General features: G+C 70.9%; 17 protein-coding genes. 9 read left to right on the top strand and 8 right to left on the bottom strand.

All coding sequences use genetic code 11. The features are described from left to right. The first annotated feature begins 84 nt into the window (after positions 1-84). Complete coding sequence (locus J2Z33_RS02045) at positions 85-2,265, top strand: malate synthase G (protein ID WP_209837344.1); 2,181 nt, start codon at positions 85-87, stop codon at positions 2,263-2,265. On the opposite strand, the gene J2Z33_RS02040 is transcribed toward J2Z33_RS02045, so the two are convergent. Then, positions 2,262-2,813: a methyltransferase domain-containing protein gene (locus tag J2Z33_RS02040; RefSeq protein WP_209837343.1), complete on the bottom strand. Its 552-nt coding sequence runs from the start codon at positions 2,811-2,813 to the stop codon at positions 2,262-2,264. The two genes, J2Z33_RS02045 and J2Z33_RS02040, sit on opposite strands and share 4 nt — an antisense overlap. 296 nt (positions 2,814-3,109) lie before the next feature. Between J2Z33_RS02040 and J2Z33_RS02035 the strand changes: the two genes are divergently transcribed. The 4 genes from J2Z33_RS02035 (at position 3,110) to J2Z33_RS02020 (ending at position 6,029) form a co-directional block, all read left to right on the top strand. After that, entirely contained in the window at positions 3,110-3,883 is a 774-nt protein-coding gene (locus J2Z33_RS02035) for a gamma-glutamyl-gamma-aminobutyrate hydrolase family protein (RefSeq protein ID WP_209837341.1), read from the top strand. A 73-nt stretch (positions 3,884-3,956) separates the two neighbouring features. After that, positions 3,957-4,307, top strand: coding sequence for an MATE family efflux transporter (locus tag J2Z33_RS02030; protein ID WP_209837339.1), 351 nt, complete (start codon positions 3,957-3,959; stop codon positions 4,305-4,307). A 33-nt stretch (positions 4,308-4,340) separates the two neighbouring features. Continuing rightward, entirely contained in the window at positions 4,341-5,315 is a 975-nt protein-coding gene (locus J2Z33_RS02025) for an MATE family efflux transporter (protein ID WP_209837337.1), read from the top strand. Positions 5,316-5,342: 27 nt separating this feature from the next. Beyond that, a complete protein-coding gene (locus J2Z33_RS02020) occupies positions 5,343-6,029 on the top strand; it encodes a D-lyxose/D-mannose family sugar isomerase (RefSeq protein WP_209837335.1) in 687 nt (228 codons plus the stop codon). A 118-nt stretch (positions 6,030-6,147) separates the two neighbouring features. Here J2Z33_RS02020 and kynU read toward each other — a convergent pair whose 3' ends face one another. Continuing rightward, positions 6,148-7,341 (bottom strand): kynureninase, encoded by a 1,194-nt coding sequence (gene kynU, locus J2Z33_RS02015; protein WP_209837333.1) that lies wholly within the window; start codon positions 7,339-7,341, stop codon positions 6,148-6,150. Between the two features lie 91 nt (positions 7,342-7,432). Between kynU and J2Z33_RS02010 the strand changes: the two genes are divergently transcribed. The 3 genes from J2Z33_RS02010 to pntB all read left to right on the top strand — a co-directional run bounded on the left by J2Z33_RS02010 (position 7,433) and on the right by pntB (position 10,980). Continuing rightward, complete coding sequence (locus J2Z33_RS02010; RefSeq protein ID WP_209837332.1) at positions 7,433-7,882, top strand: methyltransferase family protein; 450 nt, start codon at positions 7,433-7,435, stop codon at positions 7,880-7,882. Positions 7,883-7,970: 88 nt separating this feature from the next. After that, a complete protein-coding gene (locus J2Z33_RS02005) occupies positions 7,971-9,542 on the top strand; it encodes a Re/Si-specific NAD(P)(+) transhydrogenase subunit alpha (protein ID WP_209837330.1) in 1,572 nt (523 codons plus the stop codon). A 1-nt stretch (position 9,543) separates the two neighbouring features. Beyond that, on the top strand, positions 9,544-10,980 hold the full coding sequence (pntB, locus tag J2Z33_RS02000; RefSeq protein WP_209837327.1) for a Re/Si-specific NAD(P)(+) transhydrogenase subunit beta: 1,437 nt from the start codon (positions 9,544-9,546) through the stop codon (positions 10,978-10,980). A gap of 78 nt (positions 10,981-11,058) precedes the next feature. Here the strand turns inward: pntB and J2Z33_RS01995 are convergent, their stop codons facing one another. Further along, positions 11,059-11,601 (bottom strand): pseudouridine synthase, encoded by a 543-nt coding sequence (locus J2Z33_RS01995; protein ID WP_209837325.1) that lies wholly within the window; start codon positions 11,599-11,601, stop codon positions 11,059-11,061. Positions 11,602-11,904: 303 nt separating this feature from the next. Here J2Z33_RS01995 and J2Z33_RS01990 point away from each other — a divergent pair, with 303 nt between their 5' ends. Then, a complete protein-coding gene (locus J2Z33_RS01990) occupies positions 11,905-13,092 on the top strand; it encodes a type III PLP-dependent enzyme (protein WP_209837323.1) in 1,188 nt (395 codons plus the stop codon). A 39-nt stretch (positions 13,093-13,131) separates the two neighbouring features. Here the strand turns inward: J2Z33_RS01990 and J2Z33_RS01985 are convergent, their stop codons facing one another. The 5 genes from J2Z33_RS01985 to J2Z33_RS01965 form a co-directional block, all read right to left on the bottom strand. After that, the gene (locus tag J2Z33_RS01985; RefSeq protein ID WP_209837321.1) at positions 13,132-14,136 is read right to left on the bottom strand and encodes an ABC transporter permease; all 1,005 of its coding nucleotides are present in this window, start codon (positions 14,134-14,136) and stop codon (positions 13,132-13,134) included. Then, entirely contained in the window at positions 14,129-15,136 is a 1,008-nt protein-coding gene (locus J2Z33_RS01980) for an ABC transporter permease (RefSeq protein WP_209837320.1), read from the bottom strand. Before J2Z33_RS01980 ends, J2Z33_RS01985 begins: the two co-directional genes overlap by 8 nt. Before the next feature lie 87 nt (positions 15,137-15,223). Further along, entirely contained in the window at positions 15,224-16,942 is a 1,719-nt protein-coding gene (locus J2Z33_RS01975) for a peptide ABC transporter substrate-binding protein (protein ID WP_209837318.1), read from the bottom strand. Further along, positions 16,939-18,024, bottom strand: coding sequence for an ABC transporter ATP-binding protein (locus J2Z33_RS01970; RefSeq protein ID WP_209837316.1), 1,086 nt, complete (start codon positions 18,022-18,024; stop codon positions 16,939-16,941). The genes J2Z33_RS01975 and J2Z33_RS01970 overlap by 4 nt, the downstream gene beginning before the upstream one ends. Beyond that, positions 18,017-19,060 (bottom strand): ABC transporter ATP-binding protein, encoded by a 1,044-nt coding sequence (locus tag J2Z33_RS01965; protein ID WP_209837315.1) that lies wholly within the window; start codon positions 19,058-19,060, stop codon positions 18,017-18,019. Before J2Z33_RS01965 ends, J2Z33_RS01970 begins: the two co-directional genes overlap by 8 nt. Between the last annotated feature and the right edge of the window lies 1 nt (position 19,061).

Genomic DNA, 19,061 nt, shown 5'->3' with positions numbered 1-19,061 from the left:
GGTTAACCAATTGGGCTGATGTTGCCTGCGCGCCGAACCTGATCTACGGCTGTGGCGGAAAACAGCTTAGACGGGGGCAGGGGGATGGGACAGCGTGTCGAACGGTCCGGATTGGGCGTGGACGAGGCGCTGGCCCGCTTCGTGGAGGAGCGCGCCCTGCCCGGCACGGGCGTGGAGGTGGCGGCCTTCTGGGACGGGCTGTCGGGCCTGATCCACGACCTCGGGCCTCGCAACCGCGCGCTGCTGGCGCGGCGCGAGCAGCTCCAGAGCCAGATCGACGACTGGCACATCGCGCAAGGCGGGGCCGAGCACGACCCCGAGGACTACGAGACCTTCCTGCGCGAGATCGGCTATCTGGTCCCCGAGGGGCCGGACTTCGCCATCGAGACGCCGGAGACCGACCCGGAGATCGCCCGGATCGCCGGGCCGCAACTCGTGGTGCCTGTGACGAACGCGCGCTTTGCCCTCAACGCCGCGAACGCGCGGTGGGGGTCGCTGTATGACGCGCTGTATGGGACGGACGCGCTGGGGGCGCTGCCGCCGCGCGGGCCCTACGATCCGTCGCGGGGGGCGCAGGTGGTGGCCTGGGCCAAGGACCACCTCGACCGCGTGGCCCCGCTGGCCGGGGCCTCCTGGCGCGACGTGCGGCGGATCGCCGTGGAGGAGGGCGCGCTGGCGCTGGAGGTCGCGGGCGACGGCGGCGAGGCCCGGCGCGTGGCGCTGGCCGATCCGGGGCAGTTCGCGGGCTGGAAGGGCGGCGACCTCGCGGAGTGGCAGGTGCTCCTGCGCGTCCATGGGCTGCTGATCGAGCTGCTGGTGGACCGGACCACGCCCATCGGCCGCGACGACCCGGCGGGGCTGTCGGATGTCTGGCTGGAAGCGGCGCTGTCCACCATCATGGATTGCGAGGATTCGGTCGCCTGCGTGGACGCCGCCGACAAGGTGCTGGCCTACGGCAACTGGCTGGGCCTGATGCGCGGCGACCTGGAGGAAACCTTCGAGAAGGGCGGGCGGACGATCACGCGCCGCATGAACCCGGATGTCGATTACAGCGGCGCGGACGGGCGGCCCCTGCGGGTCAAGGGGCGCTCGCTGCTGCTGGTGCGGAACGTCGGCCACCTGATGACCACGCCCGCCATCCTCGACCGCGAGGGGCACGAGGCGGGCGAGGGGCTTATGGACGCCATGGTGACGGTGCTCTGCGCGATGCACGACCTGAAGGCCGAGGGGGGGCCGCGCAACACCGTCACTGCTTCGGTCTATGTCGTGAAGCCGAAGATGCACGGGCCGGAGGAAGTGGCCTTCGCCTGCGAGATCTTCGACCGGGTGGAGGCGGCGCTGGGCCTGCCGCGCCTGACCGTCAAGCTCGGCATCATGGACGAGGAGCGGCGGACGAGCGTCAACCTGCGCGAGTGCATCCGCGTCGCGCGGGAGCGGGTGGCCTTCATCAACACGGGCTTCCTCGACCGCACGGGGGACGAGATCCACACCTCGATGGAGGCCGGGCCGATGGTGCCCAAGGGCGACATGAAGGCCCAGGCCTGGATCCGGTCCTACGAGGAGCGGAACGTCGACATCGGGCTGGCCTGCGGGCTGCGGGGCCGGGCGCAGATCGGCAAGGGGATGTGGGCGATGCCCGACCTCATGGGCGCGATGCTGCGCGAGAAGGTGGCGCATCCCAAAGCGGGGGCGAACTGCGCCTGGGTGCCGTCGCCCACCGCCGCGACGCTGCACGCGACGCATTACCACGCGATCGACGTGGCCGCCCGGCAGGAGGAGATCGCGGCGGGCGGCGCGCGGGGCACGCTGCGCGAGCTGCTGACGATTCCCGTGCTGGCGGGGCGCAACCTGTCGGACGCCGAGGTGACGGCCGAGGTCGAGAACAACGTCCAGGGCATCCTGGGCTATGTCGTGCGCTGGGTGGACCAGGGAATCGGCTGCTCCAAGGTGCCCGACATCCACGACGTGGGGCTGATGGAGGATCGCGCGACCTGCCGCATCTCCAGCCAGGCGCTTGCCAACTGGCTGCATCACGGCGTGGTGGACGAGCCGCGCGTCCATGCCGCGCTGCGCCGCATGGCCGAGGTGGTGGACCGCCAGAACGCCGGCGACCCGCTGTATCGGCCGATGGCGCCGAACTTCGATTCGGTGGCGTTCCAGGCGGCCTGCGACCTGATCTTCAAGGGCCGCATCCAGCCTTCGGGCTACACCGAGCCGGTGCTGCACCGGCGTCGGGCGGAGCGGAAGGCGGTGGCGGCGGGCTAGGCGCCCGCCGTGCCGGAGGGCTCGCCGGTCCAGGCGGCGCTGTCCTTGGGCCGCAACTCGCAGTTCACCTCGTCCGTGCCGATCTCCCATTCCTCGATGTCGAAGAGCGGCTCGATCCGCGCCCGCCACCAGTCCGAATCCTTGACGATCAGGTGGGCGTTGCGGCCGCTGTCCAGCACCTTGGCCGCCAGCCGCGTCGAGATGTTGAAGAAGGCGGCCTTGCGCGCCAGCGACGCCAGGTGTCCGAGCACCGAATCGAGGTTATCGGGCTCGATGTGCTCGAGCACGTCGGTGCAGGTCACGAGGTCGGCGGGTTCGGGCAGACGGTCCTTGCCGGGAATCGCCGGGTCGTATTCGGCGAAGGGCAGGTCGGGGAGCGCCTGGGCGAGCGTGCCCTTGCCGCAGCCGTAGTCGAGCGCGTCGCGGCAGCCCGCCCGCTCATAGAGGGCGCGCACGCGCGGGGCCCAGCGGCTCCCGTGGGCGCCGTAGGAGACGTGCTTGGCGTGGAGCCGAAGGTTCTCGGTCCTGTAGTCGTCGGAGATCAGCAAGGGCGTCGGGCCTCCCGTTCGTTGTTCGCGCGGCACGGCAGGGCGGTGGCGCGGACCGAGCATGGGGACGGCGGGGGTCCGGGTCAATCGGACGACGGCGCGCTGCGGCCCGGGGCGTGGCCTTTCGGACAAGGGGCCGCCTGCGCCGGCTGCCCGCCGCATGGGCGGCCCGTCCATCGGGAGGGCATAGGGGGCGGTCAGCGGCCATCCGGCACAGCTTCGGTGCGTTCGGTAACCTTTCCTTAACCGGGCGCAGCCCTTAACTAGGCCCAAGGACCCCCGGAGGACCTCCCGCCATGGCCCGCCCCGTCGTCGGCATCATCTCGAACAGCCATCTCCTCAACGATCAGTATCCGGCCCATGCGGGCGCGGCGATCAACTCGGTGGCCGTGGCCCATGTGGCCGACTGCCTGCCGCTGCTGATCCCCTCGGACCCGTCGCTGGTGGGGGTCGAGGAGCTGCTGGAGGCCTGCGACGGCTTCCTGCTGACCGGGGGGCGGCCCAACGTCCACCCGGAGGAATACGGCGAGGAGGAGACCCCCGCGCACGGGAGCTTCGACCGCTCGCGCGATGCGGTGACGCTGCCGCTGATCCGCGCCTGCGTGGAGCGGGGGCAGCCCTTCCTGGGCGTCTGCCGGGGCTTCCAGGAGGTGAACGTGGCGATGGGTGGCACGCTCCACCCCGAGATCCGCGACCTGCCGGGGCGCGACAACCACCGGATGCCGCCCGACGGGACGCTGGAGGAGAAGTTCGCGCTCCGCCACAAGGTGACCTTCACCGAGGGCGGGCCGTTCCACCGGCTGATGGGGACGCGCGAGGTGATGACCAACACGCTCCACGGCCAGGGGATCAAGCGGCCGGGGCCGCGCATCGTCGTGGACGGGATCGCGCCCGACGGCACGCCCGAGGCGATCCACGTGCGCGGCGCGGCGGGCTTCACGCTGTCGGTGCAGTGGCACCCGGAATGGAACGCCGCCAACGACCCTGTCTCGCGGCCGCTGTTCCAGGCCTTCGGCGCGGCGGTCCATGCCTGGGCGGCGCGGGACCTGCGGGCGCTGCGCCGGGCCTGAACGGGGCCACAATTGTCGGTTGACGCAACGTTAGGAGCGCGGCGCGATCCGTGGTAGGCTGGACCCGTTGCCGATGCGACGGGGTTCCGAGTTGGGCGGTCGGGTCATCCCTGAGGTGCCGGGCATCCTTGCCCTGGCGGTGCCGATCATGATCGGCTTGGCCGCCTCGACCCTGCACGGCGTGGTCGATTCGGTGATGCTGGGCCCCTTGGGCGCGGTGCCGCTGGCGGCGGCGGGCCTCGCGGCGGCGGCGGGGCTGATCGTGACCTCGGCGCTCTATGGCACGCTGTCGGCGGTGGCGGTGCGCGTGGGGCAGGCGCGGGGCGCGCGCCGGGGCCGCCGCATCTGCGAGATCCTGCGGAACGGTCTCGCGCTCGGGGCGCTGGTGGGCGGGGCGGGCGCCGGGGCGATGGGACTCTTCTGACTGGCGCTGCCGGGGATCGGGCAGCCGGCCGAGGTGATCGCGGCGACTCCGCTCTACTGGGCGGCGATGTCGCTCGCCATGGTGCCGTTGGGGATCGCGCTGGTGTTCCGCTGCACCTTCGAGGCGGTGGGCCGGCCCTGGCTGGGCGTCGCCGTCGCGGCGGTGTCGCTGGGGGCCAAGGTGCCGCTGAACGCCTTGCTGATCCACGGCCCAGGGCCGCTGCCGGCGCTGGGCCTCGCCGGCGCCGGGATCGCGACGCTGCTGGCCGAGGCGCTGGCCTGCGCGGCGGCCTGGGCCTACTGGACCCGCGCCAGGGCGATGCGCCGCCTGCGCCTGCGCCGCCGCCTCGTGGCCGGCGAGATCGCCGCCTGCGCGCGGGAGGGGGCGCCGCTGGGCCTGCTCAACGTCGCCGAGACCGGGGCGATGGCGGTGGCGACGCTGATGATCGGCACCTTCGGGACGGTGGCGCTGGCGGGGAACCAGGTGGCGCTGTCGGTGGGCGGAGTGGTCTATGTGCTGCCCATGGCCTTCTCGGGCGCGGTGGCGATCCGCGTCGCGCAGGAACAGGGGGCGGGCCGCCCCGACGCGATGCGGGCGGTGGCGCTGGCGGCGCTGGGCCTTGTCGTGGTGGCGATGGCGGGGATGGGCGCGATCATGTGGTGGGGCGGCCGCGCCATCGCGGCGGCCATCACCGGCGACCCGGCGGTGATCCTGGCCGCCGCCGCCATCTTCGCCGTATTCGCGCCGATGCAGGTCGCCGACGCGGTGCAGTCGGTCATGCTGGGGGCGCTGCGCGGGCTGTCGGACACCGCTTTTCCGGCCACCGTGTCGATGGTCGCCTACTGGACGGTCGGCCTGCCGCTTGGCTGGGTGCTCGCGCGCGGGCTGGAGCAGGGGGCGCCCGGGGTCTGGATGGGCTACGCCGTGGCGCTGGTGGGCTCGGCCGTCCTCCTGTCGCTCCGCTTCCTGGGGCGCGCGGGGTTGAGGGGGGCCGCGCCGGCGGTATAGTCGCGCCCGAACCAGGGGGGACGGACCATGAAGCGCAGCCGCGTCAACGACATCATCCGCGAATCGGAGGGCTTCATCCGCTCCCACGGCTTCGTGCTGCCGCCTTTCGCGAACTGGACGCCCGAGGAGTTCGTCGGGCGCAAGGACGAGGCGCGGGCGGTCATCGACGCCCGCTGCGGCTGGGACATCACCGACTATGGCGCGGGCCGCTACGACGAGATGGGGCTGTTCCTGTTCACGCTGCGGAACGGGCGGCTGGCGGATCTCCAGAAGGGCCGGGGGATGTGCTACGCCGAGAAGCTGCTGATCTCGCACGAGGGCCAGCTCTCGCCCCACCACACCCATGTCATCAAGGCCGAAGACATCATCAACCGCGGCGGCGCGACGCTGGTGGTGGAGCTCTTCGGCTCGGACGAGGAGGGGCGGTTCTCCGAGAACCACGGCGGGACGGTGTTCTGCGACGGGGTGCCGCGCCCCTACGGTCCGGGCGACCGGCTGCGGCTGGAGCCGGGCGAAAGCGTGACGCTGCTGCCCGGCGACTGGCACGCCTTCTGGGGCGAGGGCGGGACGGTGCTGATCGGCGAGGTTTCCACCGTCAACGACGACGAGACGGACAACGTGTTCCGGGAGCCGATCGGCCGCTTCGCGGAGGTCGAGGAGGACGAGGCCCCGCTGCGGCTTCTGGTGAGCGACTACCGGGGGTGGCTGTCCTAGGTTGGGCCTCCACCCCACCACGTCTCCGGGTCAGGGGCGGCCCGGTCGCCTGGTGGGGTGAAACCCCTCCCTCCGCTGGCTGCACGCAACCCGGAGGGCGTGCTTCAGCCTGCCATCCTCACGTCACCGCCGCGCGCCGGCGATGCTCGGCCCGGTCCCAGAGCCGCCGCTCCATCACCTCGGCGATGACCTCCACCGCGCGGTTCACTTCCGTCCCGCCGATGTAGAGCGGCGTGAAGCCGAATCGCAGGATGTCGGGCGCGCGGAAGTCGCCCACCACGCCCCGCGCGATGAGCGCCTGCATGATGGCGTAGCCCTCCGGGTGGCGGAAGCTCACCTGGCTGCCGCGCCGGTCGTGCTCGCGCGGGGTGGCGAGGGTCAGGTCGGGGCAGGCGGCCTCCACTCCGGCGATGAAGCGGTCGGTCAGCCGCAGCGACTCCTGCCGCAGCGCCGCCATGTCCACGCCGTCCCAGATGTCGAGCGCGGCGTCGAGCGCCGCCATGGCGAGCACGGGCGGCGTTCCGACGCGCATCCGGTCTATCCCCTCGCCGGGGCGGTAGGACAGCTCGAAGTCGAAGGGCGCGCGGTGGCCGAGCCAGCCCGACAGCGCGGGCGGGGCCCCCTCGGCGTGGCGCGGGGCCACATAGATGAAGGCCGGCGCGCCGGGGCCGCCATTGAGATACTTGTAGGTGCAGCCCACGGCGAAGTCGGCCCCGCCGCCCGCCACGTCCACCGGCAACGCCCCCGCTGAATGGGCGAGGTCCCAGATCGCCAGCGCGCCGAGGGCGTGGGCCTTGGCGGTCAGCCGCGCCATGTCGTGCCGCCGGCCGGTGCGGTAGTCCACCTCGGTCACGAGAAGGACGGCCACCTCCTCGGTGATCGCCTCCTCCAGCGCCTCGGGGTCGGCCAGCCGCAGCTCATGGGAGCCGCCCAACATGCGGATCAGCCCCTCGGCCATGTAGAGGTCGGACGGGAAGTTGCCGCTGTCGGACAGGATCACCCGGCGATTGGGCCGCAGCGCCACCGCCGCCGAGAGCGCCTGGAAGACCTTGATCGACAGGGTGTCGCCGACGACGGTGTGCCCCGGCACGGCCCCGATCAGCCGGCCGATGCGGTCGCCTTGGCTGCGCGGCTGCGCCATCCAGCCGGCCCTGTTCCAGCCGCCGATCAGCATCCCGCCCCATTCGTCGCGCATCGCCCGCTCCATCCGCGCGGGCGCGGCCTTGGGGAGCGGGCCCAGCGAGTTGCCGTCGAGATAGACGAGCCCCGGCGGCAGGTCGAACAGGGCGCGGGTGGCATTGAAGTCGGTCATGGCGCGGTCTCCTTCGGGTGCGATCCTAGCCGGGCCGCGTGGCGGGGGCGAGGGATGGACAGACGACCCAACGGCGGGGCAACCTGCCCTCATGCGCCGCCTCGACCTGCCGCCCGTCTGGCTCCTCCTGTTCGCTCTCGCGGTCCTCGTCCTGTCCCGTCTGGACCCCTGGTCCCTGCGGCTGGAAGGGGCGGCCGTGGACCTCGCGGCGGGGCTGCTGATCGGCGGCGGGGCGCTCCTCGTCGCGGTGGCCGTGGTGCAGATGCGGCAGGCGCGCACCGCCGTCCTGCCCCGGCGCGAGGCGGCGCACCTCGTCACCAATGGCGTCTTCGGCCGGTCTCGGAACCCGATCTACCTGGGCTTCGTGATGCTTCTGCTGGGCTGGGTGCTGCGCCTGGGCTCCGCGCCGGCGCTGGCCCTCGTGCCGCTCTACGCCTGGGTGATCGAGCGGCGCTTCATCCGGCCCGAGGAGGAGGCGCTCGCCCGCCGCTTCCCGCAGGCCTTCGCTCGTTACCGCGAGGCGACGCGGCGCTGGCTCTGATCCGAAGGTCGCCTCCTCCCGCGCTTGTGAAGTCGCCTTCCCCTGCGCTATGCGTTGCCGCAGCCGCAAAACGGGGAGGGGACAGCCCATGAGGATCGGCGCGTTGCGGGAGACCGCGGGGGGCGAGGCGCGGGTGGCGATGACCCCGGCCTCGGCGGGGGACATCCGCAAGCTGGGGCACGTGTGCCTGATCGAGGCCGGGGCTGGCGAGGCATCGGGCTTCTCGGACGAGATGTATCGCGCGGCGGGGGTGGAGGTCGTCACGGACGCCGCCGCGCTGGCGCAGGCCTCGGACGTGGTGGTGAAGGTCCGCCCGCCCGAGCCCGACGAGGTGGCGCTGCTGCGCGAGGGGCAGACGCTCGTCTCCTTCTTCTATCCGTCGTCCAGCCCCGAGCTGCTGGAGGCCGCGCGCGCCACCGGGGCGACGGTGATCGCGATGGACATGGTGCCCCGCATCAGCCGCGCGCAGAAGATGGATGCGCTGTCGTCGATGGCGAACATCGCCGGCTACCGCGCGGTGATCGAGGCGGGGGCGAACTTCGGCCGCTTCTTCACGGGGCAGGTGACGGCGGCGGGCAAGGTGCCGCCAGCGCAGGTGCTCGTGGTCGGCGCAGGCGTGGCGGGCCTCGCCGCCATCGGCACGGCGGTCTCGCTGGGCGCGGTGGTCCATGCCTTCGACGTGAGGCCCGAGGTGGCCGAGCAGATCGAGTCCATGGGCGCGAGCTTCGTGTTCCTGGAGTTCGAGGCCACGCAGGACGGGGCCGCGACAGGTGGCTACGCCGCGCCGTCGAGCCCGGAGTTCCGCGAGAAGCAGCTCGCCAAGTTCCGCGAGCTGGCCCCCCAAATGGACATCGTCATCACCACGGCGCTGATCCCCGGCCGGCCCGCGCCGGTGCTCTGGACCCGCGACATGGTCGTGGCGATGAAGCCGGGCTCGGTGATCGTGGACCTCGCCGCCGAGCGGGGCGGCAACTGCGAGTTGACCGTCCCGGACGAGAAGTTCGTTACCCCGAACGGCGTCACGATCGTCGGCTACACCGACTTCCCCTCGCGCATGGCGGCGCAGGCCTCGACGCTCTATTCGACCAACATCCGCCACATGCTGACGGACCTGACGCCGGCCAAGGATGGCCTGATCGTCCACGACATGGAGGACGACGTCATCCGGGGCGCGACGGTGGTCCATGGCGGGGCCATCACCTGGCCGCCGCCGCCGCCCAAGGTGAAGGCCATCGCCGCGGCGGTCGCCAAGCCCAAGCCCAAGGAGCTGACGCCCGCCGAGCGGCGCGAGCAGGAGGCCCTCGCCTTCAAGGGCGAGACGCGGCGGCAGGTGGCGCTGCTGGTCGCGGGCACGGTGCTGCTGGGGCTTGTCGGGATCTATGCGCCCGCGTCGTTCATGTCGCACTTCATCGTCTTCGCGCTGGCCTGCTTCGTGGGCTTCCAGGTGATCTGGGGGGTGTCGCATTCGCTGCACACGCCGCTCATGGCGGTGACGAACGCCATCTCGGGGATCGTGATCCTGGGGGCGCTGCTGCAGGTGGGCTCGGGGTCCTGGCTCATCGTCCTTCTCGCGGCGCTCTCCATCCTGATCGCCACCATCAACATCGTGGGCGGCTTCCTGGTCACGCGCCGGATGCTCGCCATGTTCCAGAGGTCCTGAGATGAGCATCGGACTCGTCGGCGCGGCCTATGTCGCCGCCGCCATCCTCTTCATCCTGTCGTTGGGCGGTCTCTCGGGGCAGGAAAGCGCCAAGCGCGCCGTCTGGTATGGCATCGCGGGCATGGCGCTGGCGGTGCTGGCCACCGTGTTCGGGCCGGACGTGGATCGCCTTTGGGTGGTGATCCTGATGGTCGCCATCGGCTCCGTCGCCGGCGCACTGGTCGCCAAGCGCGTGCAGATGACCGAGATGCCGCAACTCGTGGCGGCGCTACATTCCTTCGTGGGCCTTGCGGCCGTGCTGATCGGCTTCAACGGTCATATCGAGCTGGGCCGGGTCGCCGCGCTCGCGCCCGAGGCGCGGGAGGGGCTGACCGGCTTCGCCGCCGTGCTTGCCCACAAGGCCGGCGCGGAGGTGAACATCTTCCTCGTGGAGCTGTTCCTGGGCGTGTTCATCGGTGCCGTGACCTTCACCGGCTCGGTGGTGGCCTTCGGCAAGCTGGCGGGGCGCATCACCGGCAAGGCCGAGAAGCTGCCGGGCGGGCATATGCTGAACGCCGGCGCGGCGGGGCTGTCGCTGCTGTTCCTGCTCCTCTACCTCTCGAACGGCTGGTTCCTTTGGCTGCTGCTGATGACGCTTTGCGCGCTGTTCATCGGCTACCATCTGGTGATGGGGATCGGCGGCGCGGACATGCCGGTCGTGGTGTCGATGCTCAACAGCTACTCGGGCTGGGCGGCGGCGGCGATCGGCTTCACGCTGTCGAACGATCTGCTGATCGTGACGGGGGCGCTGGTCGGCTCCTCGGGCGCGATCCTGAGCTACATCATGTGCAAGGCGATGAACCGCAGCTTCGTCAGCGTGATCCTGGGCGGCTTCGGCGGCACCACCGGCCCCGCCATGGAGATCACCGGCGAGCAGGTGGCCATCGACGCCGACGGCGTGGCGGCGCTGCTGGACGACGCGCAGAGCGTCGTCATCATCCCGGGCTACGGCATGGCGGTGGCGCAGGCGCAGCAATCGGTGTCCGAGCTCACCAAGCGGCTGCGCGCTCAGGGCAAGACCGTGCGCTTCGCCATCCACCCGGTCGCGGGACGGCTTCCGGGGCACATGAACGTGCTGCTGGCCGAAGCGAAGGTGCCCTACGACATCGTCATGGAGATGGACGAGATCAATGACGATTTCCCCTCGACGGACGTCGCCATCGTCATCGGCTCGAACGACATCGTGAATCCGGCGGCGCAGGAAGACCCGAACTCCCCCATCGCCGGGATGCCGGTGCTGGAGGTCTGGAAGGCGCGCCACGTGATCGTGTCGAAGCGTGGGCAGGGGACCGGGTATTCGGGAATCGAGAATCCGCTGTTCTTCAAAGAGAACACGCGGATGTTCTATGGCGACGCCAAGAAGTCGCTGGACGAGCTGCTGCCCAAGCTTCTGGCGTGAAGGGAGGGGGGCGCTGCCCCCCTCGTCGCTGCGCTCCTCACCCCCCGGGATATTTGGAGCCAAAGAAAGGCAGAAGGGTCAGGCCTCCCGCCACTCGCCCGGCGCGAGGCCGTCCACGGTCCAGTCGCCGATGCGCCAGCGCACAAGCCGCAGCGTCGGCAGGCCGACCGCGGCGGTCATGCGGCGGACCTGGCGGTTGCGGCCTTCGGTGATGACGATCTCCAGCCAAGCGTCCGGCACCGTCTGGCGGACGCGGATCGGCGGGTCGCGCGGCCAGAGCGCGGGCAGGGCGATCCGCCGGACCTTGGCAGGGCGCGTCGGGCCGTCGGCCAGCGTCACGCCCCGGCGCAGCGGCTCCAGATGGGCCTCGCTCGGATCGCCCTCCACCTGCGCCCAGTAGGTCTTTTCCATCTTGTGCCGAGGGTCGCTGATATGCGCCTGCGTCCGCCCGTCGTCGGTGAGGAGCAGGAGCCCCTCGCTGTCGCGGTCGAGCCGGCCCGCAGGGTAGACGCCCGCCGGCAGGCCGAGGCCCGAGAGCGTCGGGCGGGGCGAGGGGCTGCGGGTGTCGGTGAACTGCGACAGCACCCCGAAGGGTTTGTTGAGGAGGAGAAGCCGGGCCATGCGCGGCAAGGTTCCACGGCTGGCCACCGCCGTCAAAGGGCAAGATAGTCCGTGATCGCAACGCGGGATTCACAAGTCCTGCCAAATCGTTAACGTCCCACAGGCGGCTCGCGAAAAAGTTGGGCGCCGGTGGAATTAGTCCTTGATCCGAATCCCGATATGCCCCACATGGGGTCCATAGACGCCAACGCACGCGCCTCTGGCCGGACAGCACAGCTTACGTGTTTACGTAGCGACGGTAACGTCTCCCTTGGAATCACCTGGCCCCCGCGAGGGGCCTTCTTGTTCTGTCGGAGATGACCGATGACTGTTCTGCACGCGGGGGCCGTGGCCCCGTCGCACACCCTTGACGTCCGTTCCTTCGACGACAGCCGTCTTGAGGCGTTCTGCGCCACGGCGGAGTTCGACCGCCCGACGCTGGTGCTCGACGTGGACCGGATGGAGACGCAGTATCGCGCGCTCAAGGCAGGCCTCGGCCACGCCGACATCCATTACGCCGTCAAGGCCAACCCGCATCCGGCGATCCTTGGCCGCCTCGTCAAGCTTGGCGCGCATTTCGACTCCGCCTCGCGCGGGGAGATCGAGATGTGCTTCGCCCAAGGCGCGCAGCCCCATCAGATCTCCTACGGTAACACAATCAAGCGGGTGGGCGACATCGCTTGGGCGCACGCGGCGGGCATCACGCTCTTCGCCGCCGACGCCGAGGAGGAGCTGGAGAAGATCGCCGCCCATGCGCCGGGCGCGCAGGTCTACATCCGCGTCATCGTCGAGGTGTCGATGGCCGACTGGCCGCTCACCCGCAAGTTCGGCTGCGACCGCGACACGGCGCTGCGGCTGCTCGACCATGCCAAGGAGCTTGGCCTCGACCCGGTGGGCTTCTCGTTCCATGTCGGCTCGCAGACCCGCAAGGCCGAGATGTGGGAGCCGACGCTCGACGCCGTGGCCGATCTCTGGGCCGAGGCGCAGGCGGCCGGCCATGGGCTCACGCTCCTGAACATCGGCGGCGGCTTCCCGGCCTTCTACGGCGAGGAGATCCAGGCCCCGACCGACTACGCGGCGGGCGTGATGGCGATGGTGACGGCGCGCTTCGGCGACGTGCCGCGCCTGATGGCGGAGCCCGGCCGTGGCCTCGTGGCCGAGGCGGGCATGATCGTGGCCGAGGTGGTGCTCACCTCGCGCAAGTCCGACCGCGACCTGCATCGCTGGGTCTACCTCTCCATCGGCCGCTTCTCGGGCCTCGCCGAGACGGAGGGGGAGGCGATCCGTTACCAGTTCGTGACGCCGCACGACGGCGAGCCCACGGGGCCCTGCATCGTCGCCGGGCCGTCCTGCGACTCGGCTGACGTGCTGTACGAGAAGCGGCCGATGCAGCTTCCGCTGGCGCTCAAGGCCGGGGACCGGGTGCTGATCCGCAACACCGGGGCCTACACCTCGACCTACTCGTCGGTCTGCTTCAACGGCTTCCCGCCGCTGGACGTGGTGGCGATCTGATCGTTCGAAGGCCCGCTCCTCCGGCGGGCCTTTTCGTCTCTAGCGCCCCCGGATTCGGGGGTCGAGCGCGTCGCGCAATCCGTCGCCGATGTAGTTCACCGACAGCACGGTGAGCGAGATGGCAAGGCCCGGCCAGAGCACCCGTTCCGGGAAGTCGGCCATGCGGTCGGTCTGGTCGAACAGCAGCTTGCCCCAGGTCGGGAAGTCGCTCGGGAACCCGAGGCCCAGGAACGACAGTGCGCTTTCGGTGATGATCGCCGAGGCGAGCCCCAGCGTCGCCGAGACCATGATCGGCGACATGACGTTGGGCAGGATATGGCGCGGGATCATGCGGCGGGCCGGCGTTCCGATGGACCGGGCGGCCAGCACGAACTCCCGCTCCTTGAGCGCCAGCACGTCGCCCCGCACGATCCGCGCGGTGTGCATCCAGGAGGTGACGCCGATGGCCGCGACGATGAGGAGAAAGATCCCCGTCTCGGGCCCGAAGGCGGCGCGCAGCGAGTCGCGGAACAGCAGCATCATCACGAGGAGCAGAGGCAGCAGCGGCAGCGCCAGCACGAGGTCCGTCAGGCGCATCAGCGTCCCGTCGAGCCGCCGGAAGTAGCCCGCGAGCACGCCGACCCCCGTCCCGATCACCAGCGCCAGCAGCATCGCCGTCCACCCGACCGCGAGGCTCACCCGCCCCCCGGCAATCAGCGAGGCCAGGAGGTCGCGCCCGAGGTTGTCCGAGCCCAGCGGATGCGCCCAGGCGACCCGCGCCTCGCGGTCCCAGAGCGCGTGATAGATCGGCCGCAGGTCCTTGTTCCGCACGTCGAGGTCGCCCGGGTCCACCGGCCAGAGCCACGGCCCGAAGGCGCAGAACAGCGTCACGAGGATCAGGAACGCCAGTCCCAGCACCGCCCCCTTGTGGCTGCGGAACTGCCGTCCGACGTCGCGCCAGGGGCTCTGCCCCGCCAGAGCAAGCCGCGTGTCGGGGCCGGGCGCGGGCATCTGCGTGGCCGAGGCCGGGCCGGTGGCCGGGGCGGCGGAGGTCTCGTCAGTCATAGCGGATCCGAGGGTCGAGGACGCCGTAGAGCACGTCGGCGATCAGGTTGAAGAGCACGATCAGCACCGCGAAGATGAAGGTCAGCGTCTGCACCATCGGCAGGTCGTTGGCGTTGATCGCCGTGATGAGGAGCTGCCCGAGCCCGTTCACCTTGAACACCTGCTCGGTGATGATGGCGCCACCAAAGACCGACGGCACCCCCAGCGCGATCACCGTGACGACCGGGATCATCGAGTTTCGCAGCACGTGGCGCAGCACCACCGTCCGTTCGTCCATGCCCTTGGCCCGCGCCGTCCGCACGTAATCCTGCGACAGGTTGTCGAGCATCGACGCCCGCATGTAGCGGCTGATCTGCGCCGCGTTGAACAGCGCCAGAACGAAGACCGGCAGCGCCATCTGCCGGAGCTGCTGGAGGAACGACCCCCAGTCCGTGACCTGCAATTGCGTGTCGTAGATCGACGGGAACCAGCCGAGGTTCACCGAGAAGACCACGATCAGCAGGACGCCGGTGAAGAAGGTCGGCACCGAGAAGCCGACCATCGAGACGAAGGTGCCGATCTGGTCCAGCACCGAATACTGCCGCACCGCCGAGACGATGCCGATGGGGATGGCGATCAGCACGCCCACCACGTAGGCCGATCCCACGACCCAGAGCGTCTGCGGCAGCCGCTGCGCGATGATGTCCATCACCGGCTGCTTGAACTGCCACGAGATCACGCGCGCCTTGCCCTCGCTGAAGCTGGTGCCGAACAGGTGGTCCACCGCGACCTGCGGCTCCACCACGAAGAACTGGTAGAGCCAGAGCCCGAATCGCACCCAGGACGGCTGGTCGAGCCCCAGCGCGCGCCGCATCTCCTCGCGCACCTCGGGCGGGATCGTCAGCGGCTGGTCGGCGAGCGGGTCCCCCGGCGCCATGTCGAGGAGGAGGAAGACCACCAGCCCGATCACGACCAGCGTCGGGACCGCGAGCAGCAGGCGGCGGATCGTGAAGGCGAGCATGGCCTCCGGGCTCCCTGTCGGGGACGGGAGACGGCGCGCGACGCGCCGCCTCCGGGAAGAGGCCCGGCAGTCCGGGCCTCCGGTGGCTCAGTTGTCCAGGCGGTGCCAGTCGGCCACGTTCCAGAGCTCCGCGTCCCAGGTGTTCAGCTTCACGCCGCCCAGGGAGTTGGCGTGCGCCGACACCCGGCCCCGGTCCACGAGGCCGATGATGATATCGTTCTCGATCGTCAGGTAGGCGTTCAGCGCCTTGGCGAGGCGCGACCGCTCCTCCTGGTCGGCGGTCGCCTGGAACTGCGCCAGCAGCTCCTCGTAGGCCGGGTCGCAGACGCGGTTCATGTTCTGCCCCTGCCAGTTGTTCTCGGGCGAGGGGATCTTGTCGCAGGTGTAGGCCGCGAGGTAGCTCGTCGGGTCGGTGCCCTCGAAGGTGTTCGCGTACATCTCCACGTCGGCGTAGAACTTCTCGATCGTGTCGGGGCTCGCCGGGTCGCCGCCGAAGTAGACGGCGGCGTCGATGTTCCGCAGCTCCACCTCGAAGCCGATCTCCTCCCACCATTCCTTGATGAGCGCCTGGAAATCCTGCCGCACCGGGTTGGTCGAGGTCTGGTAGAGCATCGACAGCCGCACGCCCTCCGCGTTCTCGCGCACGCCGTCGCCGTCCGCGTCGGTGAAGCCCGCCTGCTCCAGAAGCTGCATCGCCCGCTCGGGGTCATAGCCCGTGGCGCATTCGGCGTCGTCGGACTTGTAGATCTCGGGCGCGGGCACGAGGTTGCAGGTCGGCCGCCCGGTCTCGCCGTAGCCCACCTCCACGAGCGTCTGCCGGTCGATGGCGAGCGACAGCGCCTCGCGCACCTCCGGGATCGACAGGAACGGGTGGGGATGCGCCAGGGTCGAGCGCTCGCCCTCCGGCAGGTCGGGCGAGGGGTCGGTCAGGTTGACCTCGATCCGCTCCACGTTGGTCCCGAAGGCCGAGACCACCTGCCCGTTGCCCGCCGCCTCCATCGACGCCAGCACGTCGGGCGCGAGCAGCAGGTTCCAGCCGTAGTCGAACTCGCCCGTCTCCAGCACGGCGCGCGCCGCCGCCGCCGCGTCGCCGCCGCCCTTGAGCGTCACGGTCGCGAAGGCGGGCTTGGCCGGGTCGCGGAACTCGGGATTGGCCTCGTAGCTCACCACGTCGTTCGGCAGGAACTCGGTCACGCGGAAGGGGCCGGTGCCGATGGGCTTGGTGTTGGCCTCGGTGCATTGGGCCGCCGCGGCGCCCAGGCAGTCGGCGAACTGCGCGGCCTGGATGATCGGGGACTGGCCGCCAACGAACGCCACCCAGGGGAAGGGCGTGGGCGCGGCGAATGTGATCCTCACCGTGCGCTCGTCGACGGCCTCGACGTTCGAGATGCCCTCGAACTTGCCCTCCTGGGCGCAGCCCATCCCCTCGGCGGTGCAGTAGCGCCAGGTGAACACCACGTCCTCGGCGGTCAGGGGCGTGCCGTCGGCCCAGACGATCCCCTCCTTCAGTCGCCAGGTGATCGCCGTCAGGTCCTCGGCCACGCCGCCGTTCTCCAGCGACGGGATCTCCTCGGCAAGCCAGGGCAGCAGGTTGGCGTTCTCGTCGTAGCGGGCCAGCGGCTCGAGCACGAGGGCCGTGGCCTCGATGTCCTTGGTTCCTCCGGAGAGATAGGGGTTCAGGACCGACACCGCCTGCCAGAACAGGATGTCGAGGTGCCCGTCCTCGCCCCGCGTGGTGGCCTGGGCCAGCGCCTGGCCGGCCAGGGCCAGCGACGCCGTCGCCAAGAGGGCCGCTTTCAGTCTCATGTCGCGCTCCTTGCTGGTGTGTCGTAGGCGGTCGGGCTGGCCCGCCGCGTGGGACCCTCCGCCCCGAAGGGCCGGGTCGGTTGCCCGCGCATCACGGCGGGATCGTGGAGATGGCAGGCCACCCAGCGGCCGGGCCCCACCTCCAGCGTCGCGGGGTCCACCTCACGGCAGACCGGCATCGCATCCGGGCAGCGCGTGCAGAAGTTGCACCCCCGGGGCGGGTTGGCGGGCGAGGGCACGTCGCCCTTCAGCACGATCCGCCGCCGGGTCCGTGCCGCCACCGGGTCGGGCTCGTTGACGGCGGACAGCAGCGCCCGCGTGTAGGGGTGCAGCGGCTCCGCGAACAGTCCCTCGCGCGCCTGCATCTCGACGATGCGGCCCAGGTACATGACCGCTACCCGCGTCGCGATGTGCCGCACCATCGACAGGTCGTGGCTGATGAACAGGTAGGTGAGCCCCAGCCGCTCCTGCAGGTCCTCCAGCAGGTTCACCACCTGCGCCTGGATCGACACGTCCAACGCGGCGATGGGCTCGTCGCAGACGACGAAGCGGGGGTTCAGCGCCAGGGCCCGGGCGATGCCGATGCGCTGCCGCTGCCCGCCCGAGAAGGCGTGGGGAAAGCGCGTCGCGAAGCCCCGATTCAGCACCACCGCGTCCATCAGCTCGGCCACCCGCTCGCGCTTCTCGGCCCGGGTCAGGCGCGTATGCTCGTCGAGCGGCTCGCGGATGATCGCCTCCACGGTCATCCGGGGGTCGAGGCTCGCCTGCGGGTCCTGGAACACCATCTGCATCCGGGGCCGCAGCCGGCGCAGCTCTCCCTGCGGCATCCGCGCGATCTCCGTTCCCTCGACGCGGATCGACCCCTCGGTGACGTCCAGGAGCCGCAGCACCGCCCGCCCCGCCGTGGACTTGCCGCAGCCGGACTCGCCCACCAGCCCCAGCGTCTCGCCGGGCCGGATGTCGAAGCCGATCCCGTCCACCGCCTTCACCGCGCCCACGCGCCGCCGCAAGAGGCCCGCGTGGATCGGGAAGTGCACCTTCAGGTCGCGCACCGACACGAGCGGCGCGGATGCGTCAGCCATGCACCACCTCCAGGCTGGGGCGCGGCGGCGCGAGGCCGGGGTCGTTCAGGAAGCAGGCGGCGTCGTGATCCTCGCCCACCGGATAGCGCTGCGGATTCAGCCGGTGGCACACGTCGAAGGCGTGCGGGCAGCGGTCGCGGAACGTGCAGGCGTCGGGATGGGCCTCCAGGATCGGCGGCTGGCCCTCGATCACGTGAAGGCGCTTCACCCGCTCCCCCCGGACGCGCGGCACCGTGGTCAGCAGCGCCCGCGTGTAGGGGTGGCGCGGGTTGGCGAACAGCGCCTCCACCGGCGCGTGCTCCACCACCTGCCCGCCATACATCACCAGCACCCGGTCGGCGATCCCGGCGATCACGCCCAGGTCGTGCGTGATCCAGACCACCGCCATTCCCAGCCGCTGCCGCAGCTCGGCCATCAGCTCCAGGATCTGCGCCTGGATCGTCACGTCCAGGGCCGTCGTCGGCTCGTCCGCGATCAGCACCCTGGGCTCGCAGGCCAGCGCGATCGCGATCATCACCCGCTGCCGCATCCCGCCCGAGAACTGGTGGGGGTAGTCATCAAGCCTGCGCCCCGCGTCCGGGATGCCCACCAGCGCCAGCAGCTCCGCTGCCCGTGCCCGCGCCTGCCGCTTGCCCATGCCCAGGTGCTTCCGCAGCGGCTCCATGATCTGGAAGCCCACGGTGAAGACCGGGTTCAGCGAGGTCATCGGGTCCTGGAACACGAAGCCGATCCGCCCGCCGCGCACCGCCCGCAGCTCCTCCGGCCCGGCCTGCAGCAGGTCCTTCCCCTCGAACCGCACCGGTCCGCCCGAGACCTCGGCGGGCGGCGAGGGCAGGAGCCCCAGGAGCGACATCATCGTGACCGACTTGCCCGAGCCGGACTCGCCCACCACGCCCAGCAGCTCCCCCTCGCGCACCGCGAAGGACACGCCGTTGACGGCGTGGACATCCCCGGCGCGCGTGCGGAACACGGTGCGGAGATCTCGGACCTCAAGCACGGGCGGAATGGGCAGGGCGGACGGAGCCCCCTCGGGCATC

The organism is Rubellimicrobium aerolatum, assembly GCF_017872975.1.
Taxonomy (GTDB): domain Bacteria; phylum Pseudomonadota; class Alphaproteobacteria; order Rhodobacterales; family Rhodobacteraceae; genus Rubellimicrobium; species Rubellimicrobium aerolatum.
Note: the sequence above shows the minus strand (reverse complement) of the source record. Positions and strands in the feature narration are given on the sequence as shown.